Source organism: Vibrio mediterranei (genome assembly GCF_900088415.1).
In the GTDB taxonomy this organism is placed as follows: Bacteria; Pseudomonadota; Gammaproteobacteria; order Enterobacterales; family Vibrionaceae; genus Vibrio; species Vibrio mediterranei.
In genome coordinates this window covers 113,368-131,511 of the sequence record NZ_FLLQ01000004.1, presented here as the reverse complement: position 1 = coordinate 131,511, position 18,144 = coordinate 113,368, and the positions used below count along the sequence as shown (strand labels likewise).

The 18,144-nt window shown below is 45.2% G+C and carries 15 protein-coding genes and 1 pseudogene; 15 read left to right on the top strand and 1 reads right to left on the bottom strand.

The annotated features are described in order from the left end of the window. Nucleotides 1-41: 41 nt before the first annotated feature. From VME0621_RS13105 to fucO, 7 genes are all read left to right on the top strand, one after another. The gene (locus tag VME0621_RS13105) at nt 42-812 is read left to right on the top strand and encodes a DeoR/GlpR family DNA-binding transcription regulator (protein WP_062460844.1); all 771 of its coding nucleotides are present in this window, start codon (nt 42-44) and stop codon (nt 810-812) included. A 79-nt stretch (nt 813-891) separates the two neighbouring features. Next, nucleotides 892-2,202 carry an L-fucose:H+ symporter permease gene (fucP, locus tag VME0621_RS13100; protein ID WP_006071565.1) on the top strand — a complete coding sequence of 437 codons (1,311 nt, stop codon included), beginning with the start codon at nt 892-894 and terminating at the stop codon, nt 2,200-2,202. Between the two features lie 29 nt (nt 2,203-2,231). Continuing rightward, complete coding sequence (gene fucI / locus VME0621_RS13095; protein WP_062460847.1) at nt 2,232-3,983, top strand: L-fucose isomerase; 1,752 nt, start codon at nt 2,232-2,234, stop codon at nt 3,981-3,983. Nucleotides 3,984-4,021: 38 nt separating this feature from the next. Further along, the gene (fucK, locus tag VME0621_RS13090) at nt 4,022-5,470 is read left to right on the top strand and encodes an L-fuculokinase (protein ID WP_062460849.1); all 1,449 of its coding nucleotides are present in this window, start codon (nt 4,022-4,024) and stop codon (nt 5,468-5,470) included. After that, on the top strand, nt 5,463-5,903 hold the full coding sequence (fucU, locus tag VME0621_RS13085) for an L-fucose mutarotase (RefSeq protein ID WP_006071568.1): 441 nt from the start codon (nt 5,463-5,465) through the stop codon (nt 5,901-5,903). The genes fucK and fucU overlap by 8 nt, the downstream gene beginning before the upstream one ends. A gap of 2 nt (nt 5,904-5,905) precedes the next feature. Further along, nucleotides 5,906-6,553, top strand: coding sequence for an L-fuculose-phosphate aldolase (fucA, locus tag VME0621_RS13080; protein WP_062460852.1), 648 nt, complete (start codon nt 5,906-5,908; stop codon nt 6,551-6,553). A gap of 39 nt (nt 6,554-6,592) precedes the next feature. Then, nucleotides 6,593-7,741 (top strand): lactaldehyde reductase, encoded by a 1,149-nt coding sequence (gene fucO, locus VME0621_RS13075; RefSeq protein ID WP_006071570.1) that lies wholly within the window; start codon nt 6,593-6,595, stop codon nt 7,739-7,741. A gap of 75 nt (nt 7,742-7,816) precedes the next feature. On the opposite strand, the gene VME0621_RS13070 is transcribed toward fucO, so the two are convergent. Beyond that, nucleotides 7,817-8,698, bottom strand: a complete 882-nt coding sequence (locus VME0621_RS13070; protein ID WP_062460855.1) for a LysR family transcriptional regulator — start codon at nt 8,696-8,698, stop codon at nt 7,817-7,819. A gap of 155 nt (nt 8,699-8,853) precedes the next feature. Between VME0621_RS13070 and VME0621_RS13065 the strand changes: the two genes are divergently transcribed. The 8 genes and pseudogenes from VME0621_RS13065 (at nt 8,854) to VME0621_RS13030 (ending at nt 18,139) form a co-directional block, all read left to right on the top strand. Further along, entirely contained in the window at nt 8,854-9,252 is a 399-nt protein-coding gene (locus VME0621_RS13065) for a RidA family protein (protein ID WP_038228083.1), read from the top strand. Nucleotides 9,253-9,330: 78 nt separating this feature from the next. Continuing rightward, nucleotides 9,331-10,791: an aldehyde dehydrogenase family protein gene (locus VME0621_RS13060; protein WP_062460858.1), complete on the top strand. Its 1,461-nt coding sequence runs from the start codon at nt 9,331-9,333 to the stop codon at nt 10,789-10,791. Nucleotides 10,792-10,873: 82 nt separating this feature from the next. Then, the gene (locus VME0621_RS13055) at nt 10,874-11,863 is read left to right on the top strand and encodes a membrane dipeptidase (protein WP_062460861.1); all 990 of its coding nucleotides are present in this window, start codon (nt 10,874-10,876) and stop codon (nt 11,861-11,863) included. Between the two features lie 177 nt (nt 11,864-12,040). Then, nucleotides 12,041-13,564 (top strand): annotated as a pseudogene (locus VME0621_RS13050) (BCCT family transporter); the annotation flags it as partial. A 98-nt stretch (nt 13,565-13,662) separates the two neighbouring features. Beyond that, nucleotides 13,663-15,381 carry a hypothetical protein gene (locus tag VME0621_RS13045; RefSeq protein WP_062460868.1) on the top strand — a complete coding sequence of 573 codons (1,719 nt, stop codon included), beginning with the start codon at nt 13,663-13,665 and terminating at the stop codon, nt 15,379-15,381. Between the two features lie 10 nt (nt 15,382-15,391). Further along, on the top strand, nt 15,392-16,123 hold the full coding sequence (locus VME0621_RS13040; protein ID WP_038228093.1) for a DUF3726 domain-containing protein: 732 nt from the start codon (nt 15,392-15,394) through the stop codon (nt 16,121-16,123). 196 nt (nt 16,124-16,319) lie between these two features. Next, nucleotides 16,320-17,228, top strand: a complete 909-nt coding sequence (yhfZ, locus tag VME0621_RS13035; protein ID WP_006071578.1) for a GntR family transcriptional regulator YhfZ — start codon at nt 16,320-16,322, stop codon at nt 17,226-17,228. A gap of 26 nt (nt 17,229-17,254) precedes the next feature. Then, nucleotides 17,255-18,139 (top strand): phosphotriesterase family protein, encoded by an 885-nt coding sequence (locus tag VME0621_RS13030; protein ID WP_062460871.1) that lies wholly within the window; start codon nt 17,255-17,257, stop codon nt 18,137-18,139. The last annotated feature ends 5 nt before the right edge of the window (nt 18,140-18,144 follow it).

Genomic DNA, 18,144 nt, shown 5'->3' with positions numbered 1-18,144 from the left:
TAATCTGTTAATAACAGCAAAGCAGTTGGTAGTAGGAAACGATGCAAGCAATTACCAGAGCGAATTTTATCTTGGGTTTAATTTCAAAGGTTGGTCAAGTTTCAGTTCAAGACTTGGCATCGGAATTAAATGTGTCGGTGGAAACAATTCGTCGAGACCTTAAAACGCTAGATAAAAAAGGTGAATTAATTCGTACTCATGGTGGCGCTATAAGTAAGCGTTATATTGATGAAGGAACGTCGTTTACTAATCGAGCCTCAAGCAATATGCAAGACAAACAAGATTTGGCTAAACAGGTTATTGAGCATATTTATGAAGGTGCCGTTATCGGTTTAGACGCTAGTTCTTCAAGTTGGCTAGTTGCTCAAGCATTACCTGATATTCGTTGTACGATTGTAACCAACTCGTTGAATAATATTAGTGTCCTATCTGGGAAAAAGAATATAACGATTATTAGCTTAGGTGGACACTATTCAGAAAAATACAAATCATTCTATGGTTTGATTGCCAAAAATACTTTGCAGGAAATGGCGCTTGACCTAAGTGTAATCTCGTGTGTGGGCTTTGATGAACATAGTGGTGTGTGGGATTCGAATGAATACAATTACGAGATAAAAAAGACGCTCATCCAAGTGTCGAGCAAGAATATTCTTATTGCGGATAAGAATAAATACAAGAAACGAAGTTTATTAAAAATATGTAATTTTTGTGAAATCGATATATTGATTTCCAATGCGGAAATTGAAAGTGATATTCATGGTGAGATGAGTTCAATTTCAAATCCAAATAAGTGCATGATAACACCAATATAAAATAATTAGTTTAATCCAATAACGTGAAACAGTATCCAACATTAATTTGGAGGGTACAGTATATCTAAAGGAAAAGAAAATGACCGACGTACTAATATCCACCACGGACCGTGGATCAAAGAAAGGAAACTCTGAAGTCATACCTAAGAGTATTTTAATACCGTTTATCTTGCTTACCTCATGTTTTGCTTTATGGGGACTGGCAAACAATATGACCGACGTATTGATCGCTCAATTTAGAAAGGTCTTTACATTAACCGATATGCAATCAGGATTGGTACAAACCGCCTTTTACGGAGCCTATTTTGTACTGGCTCTTCCTGCTGCTCTTTTTATTCAACGTTATAGTTATAAAGCGGGAGTGCTACTGGGACTAGGTCTATTCGCCTGTGGAGCCATCCTGTTCTACCCGGCAGCACAAGCAATGCAATACCTACCATTTTTAATGGCGCTGTTTGTGCTTGCGGGTGGTCTATCCATCCTTGAGACCAGTGCCAATCCTTACATTATCGCGATGGGACCGGAAGAGACGGCAACACGACGTTTAAACATTGCTCAAGCCTTTAACCCTGTGGGCTCTATTACTGGGGTAGTGATCGGTAAGGTGTATATCTTATCTCAATTGAATCCGGCAACGGATGTAGAACGCGCCGCTATGAGTTCAGCAGAGTTGTCTGCGATTCAAACATCTGAGCTGAACGCAGTAATGATGCCATATCTCATGGTGGCGGCGGTGATTGTCTTTGTTTGGTTAGCGATTGCGTTCACTAAGATGCCGGCAGCAAAAGACACGGTTGCTGAGAGCGACTTAGACATGTCTATCCGCGCCACATTTGGTCGCCTGATGCAGAAAAAACACTTTGTCAAAGGCGTGATCGGTCAGTTCTTTTATGTTGGTTGTCAGATTGGCTGTTGGTCGTGGACGATTCGTTATGTGATGACTCAAGTCGGCGGCACTGAAGCGGAAGCATCCACTTACCTGTTGGTATCAATCATTACTTTTAGTGTCTTTAGATTCGTATGCGTTGGTTTAATGAAGTACATCGCACCGGAGAAACTATTAGCAGCACTCGCATTGGTAGCCTCTGTTCTAGTGCTAATGCTGATGACTGTTGGTGGCGTGGTTGGTGCTTACGCTTTAGTTGGTATCTCAGCATGTATGTCATTGATGTTCCCAACCATCTTCGGTCTATCACTTCGTGACCTTGGCAGTGATTCAAAATTCGGAGGTAGTTGTCTGATTATGGCTATCTTAGGTGGCGCAGTACTCACCGCCATTATGGGACAGATTTCAGATTCGATGGGTATTCAAGCTGCCTTCATTATCCCTCTAATTGGCTTTGCATACCTTATCTACTTCGGCCTTAACGGCTACAAAATTAAGCAGTAATTCAATTTAACGGAAACGAGAACAAAATTATGACTACAACCCTAACAAGAATTGGTATTCGTCCAACCATTGATGGTCGCCAAATGGGCGTTCGCGAGTCTCTAGAAGTTCAAACTATGAATATGGCGAAGAACCTCGCTGCTTTCATTGAAGAAAACATTAAGCATGTATGTGGCACTGCGGTTGAATGTGTTATCGCTGACAGCACGATAGGCGGTGTTGCGGAAGCAGCGGCGTGTGCAGATAAGTTTCGTCGCGAGAATGTAGGGGTTTCAATTACTGTTACACCTTGCTGGTGCTATGGTACAGAAACTATTGATATGGACCCACATATGCCAAAAGCGATTTGGGGCTTTAATGGCACAGAACGCCCAGGAGCAGTGTACTTAGCCGCGGCCATGGCTGGACATTCTCAGCTTGGTTTACCCGCTTTTTCTATCTATGGGCAAGAGGTGCAAGACGCTGATGACACATCTATTCCTCAAGATGTTCAGGATAAGATTTTACGTTTCTGCCGTGCTGGCTTAACAGTAGCAGCCATCAAAGGCAAGTCATACCTGTCCATGGGCTCGGTCTCGATGGGTATTGCAGGTTCGGTGGTCGATCCAGATTTCTTCCAACGTTATTTGGGAATGAGAAATGAATATGTCGACATGACTGAAATTAAGCGACGCTTGGATCGTGAAGTCTACGATAAAGATGAGTTTGAGTTGGCATTAGCATGGACAAAAGAAAACTGTAAAGAAGGCAAAGACTATAACGGCGAAGCGTTGCTTGAAGAGCAAAAGCAGCAAGATTGGGAAACAGTCGTTAAGATGACGATGATCATGCGCGATCTCATGATAGGTAACCCTAAACTAGCGCAGTTAGGCTTTGGCGAAGAAGCAATGGGACACAACGCCGTAGTGGGTGGCTTCCAAGGTCAACGCCACTGGACAGATCATTTGCCAAACGGTGACTTTAGCGAAGCGATCCTTAACTCGTCTTTTGACTGGAATGGACTCCGTGAACCGTTTGCTCTAGCTACAGAGAATGACAGTTTGAACGGCGTAAACATGCTGTTTGGCAAGATGCTTACCGGTCAAGCTCAGGTTTTTTGCGATGTTCGAACCTATTGGTCTGATAGTGCGGTAGAACGGGTGAGTGGCTACAAGCCAGAATCTGGTTTCATTCATCTTGTTAACTCCGGTTCCGCTGCGTTAGACGGCAGCGGCGAAGCAAAAGATGAGCAAGGCAAACCTGTTATCAAGCCTCATTGGGATATGACGGTTGAAGATGCGCAACAATGCCTAGATGCTACTCAATGGCCGCCTGCAATAAGTGAATACTTCCGTGGGGGCGGTTTCTCTTCGAACTTCCTAACACATGGTGACATGCCATTCACTATGCACAGAATCAATCTCATTAAGGGTGTTGGCCCTGTGTTACAAATTGCTGAAGGGCACTCCATCACGCTTCCTGAAAATGTTCACAATACGTTGAATGAGCGTACCAACCCAACATGGCCAACGACGTGGTTTGTTCCAAGACTCACTGGCACTGGTGCATTTAGAGACGTGTACTCGGTCATGGCTAATTGGGGTGCGAACCACTGCGTTATCACTCATGGTCATATCGGGGCGGATCTCATTACCTTAGCTTCTATGCTACGTATTCCGGTGTCTATGCATAACGTTGAGTCGAGCGAGATTTTCCGCCCGCATACTTGGAGCGCATTTGGTCAGGATGCGGAAGGTCAAGACTACCGAGCTTGTGCCAACTTTGGCCCTCTATATAAGTAACTAGGTAAGGCGGGGAAACCCGCCTATAGGATCGCGTTATGTCAGTAGTAATAGTTTTGGATTGTGGCGCTACCAATATTAGAGCCATTGCCGTCTCCGATAACGGACAAATACTCGCGTCGCACTACATCAAAAACAACACTCAGTTATCGGGTTCTGAAAACCAATACCATGTGTGGGATTTTGCAGAGATATGGAGCAAGCTGGTCAGGTGCTGCACCGCGGTTACTAGCCAACTGAATGCAGAGCAGATAGTGGCGGTGACAGTAACAACGTTCGGGGTTGATGGTGCACCGTATTCGAAAAGCGCTCAACAAATATATCCAATTATTTCTTGGAAATGTCCGAGAACGGTACCTGTGATGTCGCAAGTAGAGACAGAGACCGACAGACTAGCCCTCTACCAAAGTAATGGGGTTGGCGACTACAGCTTCAATACGCTCTACAAGCTTCGTTGGCTTAAAGATAACGAGCCGAAGATCTATCAATCGATGGACAAGTTTGTGTTCATTTCCTCGATGCTAACTCACAAGTTAACCGGAGAACTGACCACAGATCGAACCATGGCTGGTACCTCAATGCTAACAAGTCTAGGTGATGGTAATTGGGATGATAAGACATTGTCATACCTAGATTTAAGTGCTGAGCACTTTCCGAACCTAATAGATGCCGGTTGTCAGGTTGGGTTGGTACTCGATGAGGTGGCTGAGCTGTTGGGATTACCAAAGTCGATTCCTGTCGTTTCTACCGGACATGATACTCAGTTTGCGTTAATTGGTTCTGGTGCTGAACAAGACCAAGCGTTTTTAAGTTCGGGTACATGGGAAATTCTCATGGCTCGTTCGTCGAAGCCCAAGGTGGATAGAGACTCTCTTGAACAAGGATTAACAGTCGAATTGGATGCGGTTCAAGGGGTATACAACCCGGCTATCCAATGGTTGTCCAGCGCTGTTATTGAGTGGGTTGTTAACCACTTTTATCAAGCGGAAAAAGACAGCAGCGAACTTTATCAGATCATGATTTCAGAAGCTGAGTCCGCCGGCCCTGGAGCAGGGAATGTTCGCTTTAATCCAGATTTTTCTGTCGACGCTGGAGGGCAAGGTAACGGTGCTATTGAAGGTTTATCTATTCACACCACGAGAGGACAGATTACCCGAGCTGTCTTTGAAGGGTTAAGTCAGCAGTTCAAACGTAACTTTGATTACCTTGCAGAGCGTTGCCATTTAGGAAGTTTACCCGTTATTGCCGTAGGTGGAGGGACAAAGAATACGCTCTGGAACCAACTGCGTGCTGATGCCATTCAAAAGCCGCTATTAATCGTCGACCAAGCAGAGGCGACGGTAACTGGAGCTGCGATGGTGGCGTTTTACGGTGTTGGGCATTTTAACTCGTTATCTGAGGCTCAAATTGCCATGAAATCGCCGACAACGAGAGTCGAACCACGTAATCAGGTAATGAGCACAAAGAAGGAGCCAGCATATGCTTAAAGGAATTCATCCGGCGTTATCTCCGCAGTTAATTGCAACATTAGCAGGCATGGGACACGGAGACGAAATCTTACTTGCAGACGCACATTTTCCGGCTGCAAGCTTTAATTCCAACGTTATTAGGGCTGATGGTATTCGAGTTAGCACGCTACTAAGCGGCATCATCCCACTATTTGAATTGGACCAATATGTTCAGCAGCCCTTGGCGATGATGCAGGCTGTTGAAGGCGATACGTTAGATCCTTCGGTTGAGGATCGCTATCTAACCGCGATAAACACTAACAACATTGATGCAACCATGATTGAGCGTATCGAACGATTTGCTTTTTATGAACGCGTGAGAAGTTGCGCCGCCGTCGTCGTTACTGGCGAAACGGCAAAATACGGCAACATCATTCTCAAGAAAGGCGTAACAGAATTTAAGGAACTATAAGCATGAACAGACAACAACTTTCGCAACAAATCATCGACACTTGCCTTGAAATGACAAGACTTGGGTTGAACCAAGGCACTGCTGGAAATGTCAGTGTTCGTTTTGATAACGGTATGTTGATCACACCAACGGGCATCGCATACGACAAACTCACCCCCGATCATATTGTGTATGTCACTCATGATGGGTTCTTTGAGGAAGGCAAGTTACCGTCATCAGAGTGGCACTTCCATCTGACTTGTTATCAAACTCGTGAAGACGTAAACGCGGTAGTTCACAATCACGCCATTAATTGTGCGGCGGTATCCATTCTGAACAAACCAATCCCAGCGATTCATTATATGGTTGCTGCGTCGGGTGCGACAGAGATCCCTTGTGTCCCTTACGCTACTTTTGGCAGTCACGAACTAGCCGAGTATGTCAAAGAAGGGATGGCAAACAGCAAAGCCATTTTGCTGCAACACCATGGACTTATTGCGGGTGAGGCTAATTTAGAAAAAGCACTGTGGCTAGCACATGAAGTCGAAGTATTGGCTGACCTCTATCTGAAAACAATGGCGATTACAACAGATGTCCCTGTGCTTGACGATGCAGAAATGCAAAAGGTCTTGGGCAAGTTCAAGTCATATGGACTGAGAGTTGAGCAGTAGTTACCAATAACCTAATTGAAGATGTAGAGGGAAATGACCATGGCTTTTTCTTTAAATTTACCCAAGTTGAGTTTAGCTGGGGCTGGCGCTATTAATGATGCGGTACAAGAGATCCAAGCTCAATCGATTAACACTGCGCTTATCGTGACAGATGCGAATCTGGTTAAGCTGGGAATTCTTGATTCATTACTGGCTCAATTGGAGCAGCTCAGCATTGATTATGTGTTGTTCGATAAAGTGACACCAAACCCGACGGCTGCACTAGTAAGAGAAGGGGTAGAGCTGTACCAAAAGGAACAGTGTGACTGTTTCATTGCTGTAGGTGGAGGTAGCCCTGTAGATTGTGCTAAAGCTATACGCATAGTGACCTCAAATGGCGGTGACATCTGTGATTATGAAGGTGTAGGTAAAGTGCGTGTCGTGGGGGACTACTTTGTCGCGGTTAATACGACAGCAGGGACAGCGGCAGAAATGACCTCTAATTCGGTTATTACTGACGAAGAACGGCAAGTAAAAATGGTGATTATCGATGCCAAACAGATCCCTGATTTGGCGGTTAATGACCCTGAGCTTATGTTGGGATTACCAAGCAGCGTAACCGCTAGCACGGGTATGGATGCGCTCACCCATGCCATTGAAGCTTATGTTACACCCGGTGCACATACACTAACCAAACCGACGGCTTTAGAAGCGATTCGCCTCATCAATAAATGGTTACCTGTTGCGGTAGATGATGGCCAGAATCTAGAGGCGCGTGAACAATTAGCTTGTGCTCAGTTTCTTGCAGGTATGGCGTTTAACAGCGCAGGTTTAGGTTTGGTTCATGCCATGGCTCATCAACCAGGTGCTACACATAACCTTCCTCATGGTGTTTGTAATGCTATCTTGTTACCGGAAGTGTGTGAGTTCAATGCTCAAACACGTCCGCAACCGTTTAGAGCGATTGCCGAAGCTATGGGTTCGAGTACTGCGGACTTAGATGATGAATCTGCGGCGAAAGCTGCGATAGCGAGAATTCGTCAGCTTTCACAGCGCGTGCAAATTCCAAATGGCTTAGCAGAGCTAGGCATTCAAGAAAGTGATTTTGCTCTTTGGTTAGATAAGACTCTGGCTGACCCATGTCTTGGAGGCAACCCTAGAGTTCCGACGCGAGAAGAAATCCTTAAGCTATTTGCTCAAGCTATGTAACGTAATGAAAAACCTAGCGCAATGCTAGGTTTTTCTGAACATCCTTTTGAATGTTGCGTAGGTGCTTGATGTCCGCTATTCGTCATAATTCAAATAAGTCACACATAAGTCATGGAATGCTTGTGCTTGAGGGGAAATCGTTCGCTCAGTAAGGCGAAATATCCCGATTTGCCTTTGTAAAGGTGGGTCGATCAGAGGAAGCCAGACTAAGCGAGTTTCATTAGTGGGAAAGGCAAGTTTTGGCAGTGTGGTAATGCCAATACCAAGCTCCAATACAGAGAAAAGAGAGGTGATATTTTCGACGGAATACAAAGCCTGCTCGCTGAGAGCTCTGGCTGGTGTTGGGTCTAGGAGCTTACAAGTACCATTTCTGATAAACGGCTGTTGTAACAGAGTTTGCCATTCGATGCCTTCGTTTTGAGAAGCAATAGGGTTGTCTTTCAAACAGACGACACCAATAGGATCTGAGATAAGCGGTGTAAACTCGATAGCGCCATCCTCAAGGTGTGAGCTGTTACCTAGGGCCAAGTCGACTTCCCCTGACAATAGTCGTGCTTCGACACCAGCGGCGTTATCATCAATCAGACTTACCTCCACATTGGGAAATTGTTCGCAAAAAGTACCCAATACACTGGGAATCAGCTTAGCAGCGACAGAGGGGACACTGGCGATTCTGACTCGTCCCTGTTGTCCCGCGGCAGCGGCTCGTAAATCATTATCTAATGCACTATAGACGTTAAGGAACTGGATTACTTTGGGCAGACATATCTCGCCAAATGGTGTGAGTTTAGATTTGTTCCCGGATTCAAACAGCGCCTGACCTAAGTTCTTTTCAAGTTCTTTTATTGATGTGGATAATGCTGCTTGCGAGCGGTTGGCTCTATTTGAGGCCGCTCTGAATCCACCTTCTTCGACCACCATCACAAAATGCCGCAATTGTTGAAGTTTGATACTCATTAGACCACTTCCTTAAGCCCTTTTGTCACCGTACCTTTTGTAAGGTGATAGATTTTACTTATCAAATGTAAAAAATTTACCGTTAGATTTATCAAATATCAAGTAGCATTATTTAACCATCAAGAAACATAGTTGTTACAAATGGTGGATTGCTCGTGAATTTTCAAACCCAAAAGTCTCCAGTTAAAACTTCTCTATTTGCTTCAAAGGCGCCACTTGAATGGGCGATCGTCAACAATGGCACATTATATACCGCGCAGATCCCTATCGATGATACTGGAGCTGTTGTTGATGGTGGCATTGAAGCACAAACCCGTCAGACATTTAACAACCTTTCTCACACACTAGAATGTGCAGGTTCGTCTCTAGATTCAGTTCTGCAAGTGTTGATCTACGTGACAGACCGAGAGTACCTCAAAACCGTCAATGAAGTTTATGCAGAGTACTTTGAAGCACCTTATCCAAATCGCGCAGCTATGGTCGTGGCGGGGTTAGCGAGAGAAGAAATGCTGGTGGAGTTTGTTGTGTACGCAGCCGCGCCGCAACCAGAGTAACAACAGTTTACTAATCAACTAAGCAGAATATTGGCGGCTAGATCTCATCTAGCGAGCTACAGAACAAGGAAAGCACAAATGACTCAACAACTTACTATTCCAACTGAAAATGCCTTGTACATCGCAGGGGAGTGGCAGTCTGGTGCAAGCACCATCGCCAACATTAACCCATCAGATATTTCTGAAAATCTAGGTCACTTTGCTCAGGCAAGCCAAGTGCAGGTTCAGCAAGCCATATCCGCAGCTAAACATGCACAGCCAAAGTGGGAAAAAACGCCTATTGAACGCAAGCAAGCGGTGCTTCAAGCAATTGGAGACGAATTGATAGCGCGCTGCGATGAACTTGGTACCTTGCTTTCTCGCGAGGAGGGTAAGCCATTTTTAGAAGGTCGTGGTGAAATCTATCGAGCTGGTCAATTCTTCCAATATTTCGCGGCTGAGGTGTTACGTCAGATAGGTGACAGTGCCGATTCAGTGCGTCCGGGCGTTTCGGTGGAAGTGACTCGTGAAGCTGTTGGTGTGATTGCGATTATTTCCCCTTGGAACTTCCCAACCGCAACGGCGGCTTGGAAGATTGCACCTGCATTGGCTTTTGGTAACAGCGTCATTTGGAAACCTGCGAATCTTACTCCAGCGAGTGCGGTGGCTTTAACGGAAATTATCCATCGTCAAGGCATACCTGCTGGCACGTTTAACTTGGTGTTAGGTAGTGGTTCTGAAGTGGGTAACACTTTGATCAATTCTACAGATGTGAACGGCGTCAGCTTCACGGGTTCTGTTGAAACAGGACGTAAAGTGGCAGCCGCAACCGCCCCGAATTTTGTTCGTTGCCAGTTGGAAATGGGTAGCAAAAATGCTTTGGTCATTGCCGATGATGCTGATATTCAGATTGCAGTAGAGGCGACGATTGCTGGTTCTTTCTCTGGCGCAGGCCAAAAGTGTACTGCGTCTTCTCGTCTTGTGGTGATGGATGGCATTCATGACCAATATGTTGAAGCACTCATTAAGCGCATGAGCGAACTAAAAGTAGGTCACGCACTTGAAGAGGGCATCTTTATGGGACCTGTCGTCGATGGTAACCAGTTAGAGGCAAACTTTGGGTGGATTGAAAAAGCTCGTCAAAGTGGAGCAGAGCTAGCATTTGGCGGAGAACGTCTGAATCTTGCGCATGAGGGTTACTACATGTCACCAACTCTGTTCTTGAACACTAAGAATGAGTGGGAAGTGAACCAAGAAGAGGTGTTTGCGCCTATGGCGAGCGTTATTCGAGTTGCCGACCTTGACGAAGCAATCGCAACAGCGAACGACACACGATTTGGATTAACGGGTGGCATCATCACACAAAGCCTGCGAAACAGTGCCATCTTCAAACAACAGATCCAAACCGGTTGTGCCATGGTGAACTTGCCAACAGCAGGCACAGATTACCACGTACCGTTTGGTGGTCGTAAAGAGTCTAGCTTTGGTCCTCGTGAGCAAGGTCAATATGCAAAAGAGTTCTATACCGTAGTAAAAACAGCGTACCAACGCCCTTACTAATTATTACACGACGCCGAGAGAGTGACGTTGTGACGTCACTCATTCTGAACACCAATTCAATGAGTACAGCAAGAGGTGGGGTATGTACCAGCAAGGGATTGTCATAGACGGATTGCAATACTGCAATTGGGACAGAGAGTATTTTCAAACGCTCAAAGCCAGCGGCATTACCGCTGTTCACGTTACTATCGCTTATCACGAGAATGCACGTGAGACACTGACTCGATTTGCCGAATGGAACCTTCGTTTCGAGCAAAACGACGACCTCATTATGCCGGTTTATTCCATGGCAGATGTCGAGCTTGCAAAGGCATCGGGTAAGGTTGGCATTTTTATGGGGGCGCAGAACTGTTCTCCGATTGATGACGAAATTGGCTTAATAGAAGTCATGCGCCGTCAAGGGCTGCTCATCATGCAACTGACCTACAACAACCAAAGCCTATTAGCGACAGGGTGTTACGAAAAGCACGACACAGGCATCACCCGTTTTGGTAAGCAAGTCATCGAAGAGATGAACCGTGTCGGCATGATCATCGATATGTCACACAGCGCCGAACGTTCAACGCTGGAGGCGATAGACCTTTCTGCTCGTCCAATTTGTATCAGTCATGCCAATCCAACGTTCGCTCATGATGCACTGCGAAACAAGTCGAACACGGTGATCAAATCCCTTACCGAGCGTGGCGGCCTGATTGGATTTAGCCTTTATCCATTTCATCTACCCAATGGCAGTGAGTGTTCATTAGAGGATTTCTGCCAAATGGTAGAGAAAACGGCGGATATTGCAGGTATCGACCACATTGGTATCGGTAGCGACCTTTGCCTGAATCAGCCTCAACAAGTTTTGGAGTGGATGCGCAACGGACGCTGGTCAAAAACCATGGATTATGGCGAAGGCTCGGCTGCTAACTCAGGTTGGCCTGATGCTCTTCCTTGGTTCAGCGGTAGCAAAGGAATGGAAAACATCTACAACGGATTAGTCCGTCATGGCTTTAGTGAAGTCGAGGCGGGGAAAATTATGGGTGGTAATTGGTTTGACTTCTTACAACAAGGATTGGAGTCAAATCTATAGCGTACACCCGAACATGGAAGAGCTCGCCAATACAAGAACAATAGGTGAGCGTTAAACACAACATAGGTTGCTTTCCCCAAGGCGAGCAACACAAACTTCTGGAGTCAGAGTATGTCTGATCTAACCAATGGCATGAACACAGCACCACCGTCTTCTGCAAGCGCGGAGATAGAACATCAAAGTAAACTCTCTTCATCGGATAAGTTGGGGTTGAGTAACCCTGCATTTTGGTACAGTGGCGGCTTTATCGCTCTGTTTGTTGCACTTGCGCTTTATGATGGCGAGCTGCTTTCTTCTCTAGTCAATGCTGGTTTTAGCTGGTCAGTAAAAGTTTTTGGTCCTTACTGGCAAATATTACTACTACTCACTTTTCTTATTGGTCTTGGTCTCGCAGCAGGGCGAACAGGCAAAGTGATTTTGGGCGGTAACGTGAAACCAGAGCTAGACTCATTTCGCTGGATGGCTATTCTATTCTGTACCTTACTGGCAGGGGGCGGTGTATTTTGGGCAGCAGCTGAGCCTATTGCGCACTATGTGAGTCCTCCTCCTCTGTACGGTCCCCAAGACAGCGTTATGCAAACAGCGATTAATGCTTTATCGCAGTCATTTATGCACTGGAGCTTCTTGTCATGGGCAATTGTAGGTAGCTTAACCTCTATTGTTATGATGCATTTGCACTATGACAAAGGCTTACCTTTAAAACCTCGAACCTTACTGTATCCAGTGTTGGGAGAGCGTGCGTTGAAAGGTCATACCGGTGCTCTGATTGACGCATGTTGTATTGTAGCAGTTGCTGCAGGAACCATCGGACCTATCGGTTTTCTGGGGCTGCAAGTGAGCTATGCATTGAACGCACTGTTTGATATTCCAGATGGCTTTACCACTCAGCTGATCATTATTCTGTTTGCGATAGTGCTATACACGCTATCAGCACTCAGCGGCCTTAATCGCGGAATGCAGATGTTGAGCCGTTATAACGTCATCTTAGCTATTGCGCTGATGGTTTATATCCTACTGTTTGGTCCAACTAACTTTATCTTCAATGGCTATATCCAGGGTATGGGTACCATGTTGGATAACTTTATTCCAATGGCGACATATCGAGGCGATGAAGAGTGGCTGAGCTGGTGGACGGTATTCTTCTGGGGTTGGTTCTTAGGTTATGGGCCATTAATGGCTATCTTTATTGCTCGTATCTCACGTGGTCGAAGCATTCGCCAAATCATTTCTATTATTAGTATTGCGGCGCCATTTGCGACCTGTTTTTGGTTCACCATTGTCGGTGGGACTGGACTTGCGTTCGAGATTGCCGACCCTGGTAGTGTTAGTAAAGCATTCGAAGGGTTTAACCTTCCGGGAGCGTTACTCGCAGTAACACAACAGCTACCTATGCCAATGCTAGTTTCCATTTTGTTCTTAGTGCTTACCACCATATTCATCGTCACTACGGGAGATTCGATGACTTACACCATCAGTGTTGTCATCAGTGGTGAAACGGAGCCAAATGCCATCGTCCGTACCTTTTGGGGAGTAATGATGGGGGTGACGGCAATCATCTTAATATCACTGGGATCGGGCGGTATTTCGGCACTGCAGTCCTTTATCGTGATAACCGCGGTACCAGTATCCTTAGTGCTGTTGCCCTCACTATGGAACGCTCCGCAAATCGCGATGAAACTGGCGAAAGAACAAGGCTTATAAACACAACAATAGTTCTTCAATAACGTGAATGCTGTGTGGGCTTAGGTTCACACCCCACGCAGCTCCAATCATTCTTATAATTAAAACAGGTGAGCAAAATGGATGTACATCGTTCAACTTACACTGAGACTCCGCTTCGTAGCGTTGATGTGGTAATGAATCCACAACGACTTGGCGCTATGCATCAAAATCGAATCAGTTTTGTGCGCAGCTTAATCCGCAAAATGGCACAGCAAAATTGGCAGGTGAGTAAGCATGAATGGCAGTTGTCGCCGCAAGGTTATGGACACGTCATTTACCGTCTCGCAACACCTAAGCACGTTTATCATCTAGTGGTATTTTGTGACCAGATTGCTGATGAAGAGCGCAATGATCGCGTGATTGCAGAGAAATGGGATGTGACATTCGCCCTAGTGTATGGAGATGTTGATGTGTCTCTGTTGGAAAAGCTGCGTGCCAATGTGCCGCTTCAAGAAGCAGGGCGCAATACCAACGATGTTCTTGTATTGGCTCGCGCCAATAAGAGTGTTCGAGTCTTCGAACATATTGTTTCTCACCTTGCCAAGGGCACTCAACCAGACGCGAAAGAGCTTGCTGAGGTTGGTTATATTCTGCGTACAACGGCAGTTTACGGTAATGGTAAGTTCGGCATTGCTGACTTTAAGTTACTGGAAGATAACGATGACTTTAGTCAGTCATTCAGCGCCCAAATGTGCGCGGTGTATCTGCTACGCGAATTCAGTTTGGATTGGGTGCATTACTTGGCGACGCAACAAGGCGGTGATAAAGCGATATCATTAGATCGCGGTTTGCAGCGATACTTGGGCGTTGGAAATGCGACTGGGCTTGGTATGGCGCCATATTTGATTAATCACCCATGCATCGTTGACCAGTGGATGACGTCACGAGAAAAAGCACTCGCGATGGTGTTGGCGCAGCAAACTAATAAAGATAAGTTGCCGCAACTTAAAGTTCTGCTTAGCAAAGCGACTATGCACTTGGCGCAAGTAATAACGATTAATGAGGTGCAAAACAGCTTAAATCAGCAGGCGCTTGATGAATTATCTTTGTTAGTAGACGACCTAGTCACACATCTTGAAAATGCCTCAACTTGGGGTGATTTGCTCAAACAAAATCAGTTAATGAATATGGAAGCCCAAGAAATCCTCATTGCGTGTCTGATGGAGCTCTACCCAGAACAAGTTGATGTATTTGCAGATCAGATGAATACGGATGAAACGCTGTATTTGCCAACGGGTAAAAAAGTCAGTGATTTGATTTCGTTATTGGAAACTCGTTATCAGTGGGCAGTTAGTACCGACTTTTCGATGCCAGAAAATAACTATTGGTTCTGGTATCGGTCACAGGACAAAGAAGAGCCACGCTTAGGTGTTCGTGAGGAAGAACAAGGGGCAGATAAAGAACTACCGCTTGATATTGGTAGACAAGCGTATTACCTGTACAGAGCGTTAGAGCAACAATCTCAAGAGATGTCGATTGCGCAATTTCTGCTGCATTCACCTCAATATCGAGCTATTGCAAGAAGGGTATGGACGCTAGGTAATCGCGTGATGGGAGACATTCAAATGAATGTTCTCCATAAACAGTCACTACCTATGCATTTATTGCGTTGCAAACTCGCCATCTTTGGGGCGACGAAGTTTGATCCTAGATCTGACCGCTGGGTCCGAGTCACCTTTTTCCAAGGTGCCCCATTGCTAGACGAAATCGATGATGAGAATTACCAAGATAATTGGATCTTTCCATTGTTGCCTAGTGAGCAATCTATGACTTCCATTAACTCTATTACGCCATAAGGACGTTGGTATGATCGTATCTCACAATGAATTAGTCGCTGCGGTAAACAAAGCTTTTTTGGGAATGAAACGCTCCTGTGGCGAAGCGGACGTGATTGCTAATATGGTTGCGGACCTGCAAATGGTTGGGCTTAATGGGATTCGCCATTTTAACAATGCATGTAACTACCTAGGCCTCGAACAAGACTGCGCAGTTCAAATCAATAAGGTTGAACCAGGTTTACTGGAGGTAGACCTCCACCAAAATAGCGTAGCGTGCCATCTGCCTGTGATCTTAGATTTCGCACTCGAGTCGATGGTTGGGCAGAAGCAGCTCAAAATGACATTATTGAACTGCCACAATCGCTGGTTGGCGTATAGTGAATTGGTAAAACTGGCAGCGAAGGGTATTGCTTGTAGAGCATATTGGAGCAATGGTAGTCAGCCCAAACGCACTCTTTATGTACTCAACCGAGGATGTGTTGCACCTGAGCTCTATTTTTCTGACACCGACCTTGTTGAAGACGACCTTCACTCGATGACGATTGAACTGTCGATTGAGGACTTTAACCAGACAGCATTAGCGGGCCAATACAATACCCATATCGATAGCACTGAACTTTCTAGCTCGCAGCAAGCCGCTTGGGTAGAAGGCATTTTTGTTGATGATGCCGAGTGGGCAATGTTAAAGCAGACGGCAACGATATTCTTAGTAGAAAACAGTCAGCGCTCACTGCAAGGAGCGGGTGAATTGGTGGAGTAATAATCAAGCCCACACTTATCTTATAAGGTTAGCAATAGATGAAAGTGCCGAGTAATCCGGCACTTTTTTCATTTTTGGTGACTGACAATCCAGTTTTAATGCTTTTTGTCAGTAGTTAATAAGAGTGTGACGCGCTTTGCTTTTTTTATTGTTCTGGTATGGTTAAATTAAATCCTCAAAAAAATGAAGAATAAAAATGAGTAGTCAAAACTATATAAAGAAAAACGGAGCGGCCATTATTCATATCGCTCGCTATTTATTAACGACTGAGGCTGGAGATAGGCTCAAGACGATTGATGAGCTGTCGATCGACATCGGTTGTTCCGTTGGCTATGTAGCAAACGCGATTAAATTTATCGAAAAGGAAGAGGCGGTCTACCTAAGCCGTCAAGGGCGTAATGGCACCATTATCTCTTCACTAAACTTCAATAAGCTGGTGGGTATTTCCGAGATTGGTAATATCGTTTGTGCGATGCCGCTGCCGTATACAAAGCATTACGAGGGATTGGCCTCTGGTCTTAAGCAACAGATAGACAACGTGCCCCTGTATTTTGCTCATATGAGAGGCGCAGGGGTTAGGGCGGAATGTCTTAGTGACGGTATCTACGATATCGCTATCATGTCCAAATTGGCGTCAGAAAAGTATGTTGCAGAGGGCGACTTAGAGATTGCAGTAGAGTTGGATGCACACAGTTATGTACCAGAACATCGATTAATTTACAGGCAGTCGGAGCGTAATAACATTAAACGAATCGGTGTTGATGCTGAATCGCCAGACCAAAAACTGCTTACTGAAATCTACTTTAAAGATCAAGAAATTGAGGTGGTTCCAGTACCTTATAACGAATGTCTCAAACAGATTGTCAAAGGTGAGATCGATGCTGCAATCTGGTATGCCTCACGAGAAGATTCTATTGAGGCGATGGGCCTTAGCGAAGAGCCGCTCACGTCTATTCCGGATTTTGAAAAGGCGTCGATTGCAGTGTTGATGGTTAGAAAAGGTTCGGACTATCTAAAGGCTATGCTAAAGAAATTCGTCAATAACGAGAAGTTACTAGCGCATCAAACGGACGTGATATCCGGTAAAGTGATTCCAACTTATTAGGTTCGAGCTAACAAGGAGAAAATGAGATGTCATTCGACACAACCGGTTTTACCTATTGCCATGAGCATCTGCATATCGATTTATCTCCTCAGAAGGGAGATATTGATTGCAAACTTGATCAATTTGAATTGATTAAACAGGAGCTTATCTCGCTTAGGAAACTTGGAGTACGGAATATCGTTGAGGTGACTAATCGTTTTATGGGTAGAAATCCTCAATTTATTGAGGATTTAATTAAAGCGTCAGAGATGAATGTTGTTTTGTCGACTGGCTATTACATCGAGGGTTTCTTTCCGGATTTCTTAGCGAATCTGTCGATTCGAGATATTGCCCAAACCATGATTGACGAAATTGAACAGCCTTTGGATAGCACCTCTCTAAAGGCGTCTGTGATTGGTGAGATTGGAAGCAGCGAAAACCAATTCTCCCCACTAGAAAAGAACGTCTTCTTAGCTGCGGCCATTGCTCACAAAGAAACAGGCGCGCCTATTTCAACGCACACCTCATTTAGCACGATGGCGAAGCAACAGATCCAGTTACTTGGTGGTGAAGGTATCGACCTTAGGAAGGTGACGATAGGACACTGCGACCTTCGAGATAACCTTGATGACTTGCTCTACTTGTTGGATCACGGGTGTTACGTGCAGCTCGATACAATTGGTAAGAACAGTTACAACCCAGATGAAAAGAGAATTGAAGTGATTAATACCCTGATCGCTAGGGGATACGTCGAGCAACTTATGTTGTCGATGGATATAACTCGACGTTCGCATTTAAAAGCGAATGGCGGGTTAGGTTTTAGCTACTTGATGGAGGAGTTTGTTCCTCGACTGTTCGCTTCTGGTGTAAGCGAAAGTGATGTCGAAGTTATGCTCAAACACAATCCAAACCGATTTTTCAATAACGGATAAACATA

Coding starts and splice junctions, on each gene's coding strand:
- fucI (WP_062460847.1), top strand. CDS start 2,232: ATGACTACAACCCTAACAAGAATTGGTATTCGTCCAACCATTGATGGT.
- VME0621_RS13040 (WP_038228093.1), top strand. CDS start 15,392: ATGATCGTATCTCACAATGAATTAGTCGCTGCGGTAAACAAAGCTTTT.
- VME0621_RS13070 (WP_062460855.1), bottom strand. CDS start 8,698: ATGAGTATCAAACTTCAACAATTGCGGCATTTTGTGATGGTGGTCGAA.
- fucK (WP_062460849.1), top strand. CDS start 4,022: ATGTCAGTAGTAATAGTTTTGGATTGTGGCGCTACCAATATTAGAGCC.
- yhfZ (WP_006071578.1), top strand. CDS start 16,320: ATGAGTAGTCAAAACTATATAAAGAAAAACGGAGCGGCCATTATTCAT.
- VME0621_RS13105 (WP_062460844.1), top strand. CDS start 42: ATGCAAGCAATTACCAGAGCGAATTTTATCTTGGGTTTAATTTCAAAG.
- VME0621_RS13045 (WP_062460868.1), top strand. CDS start 13,663: ATGGATGTACATCGTTCAACTTACACTGAGACTCCGCTTCGTAGCGTT.
- fucA (WP_062460852.1), top strand. CDS start 5,906: ATGAACAGACAACAACTTTCGCAACAAATCATCGACACTTGCCTTGAA.
- VME0621_RS13055 (WP_062460861.1), top strand. CDS start 10,874: ATGTACCAGCAAGGGATTGTCATAGACGGATTGCAATACTGCAATTGG.
- fucO (WP_006071570.1), top strand. CDS start 6,593: ATGGCTTTTTCTTTAAATTTACCCAAGTTGAGTTTAGCTGGGGCTGGC.
- VME0621_RS13060 (WP_062460858.1), top strand. CDS start 9,331: ATGACTCAACAACTTACTATTCCAACTGAAAATGCCTTGTACATCGCA.
- fucU (WP_006071568.1), top strand. CDS start 5,463: ATGCTTAAAGGAATTCATCCGGCGTTATCTCCGCAGTTAATTGCAACA.
- fucP (WP_006071565.1), top strand. CDS start 892: ATGACCGACGTACTAATATCCACCACGGACCGTGGATCAAAGAAAGGA.
- VME0621_RS13030 (WP_062460871.1), top strand. CDS start 17,255: ATGTCATTCGACACAACCGGTTTTACCTATTGCCATGAGCATCTGCAT.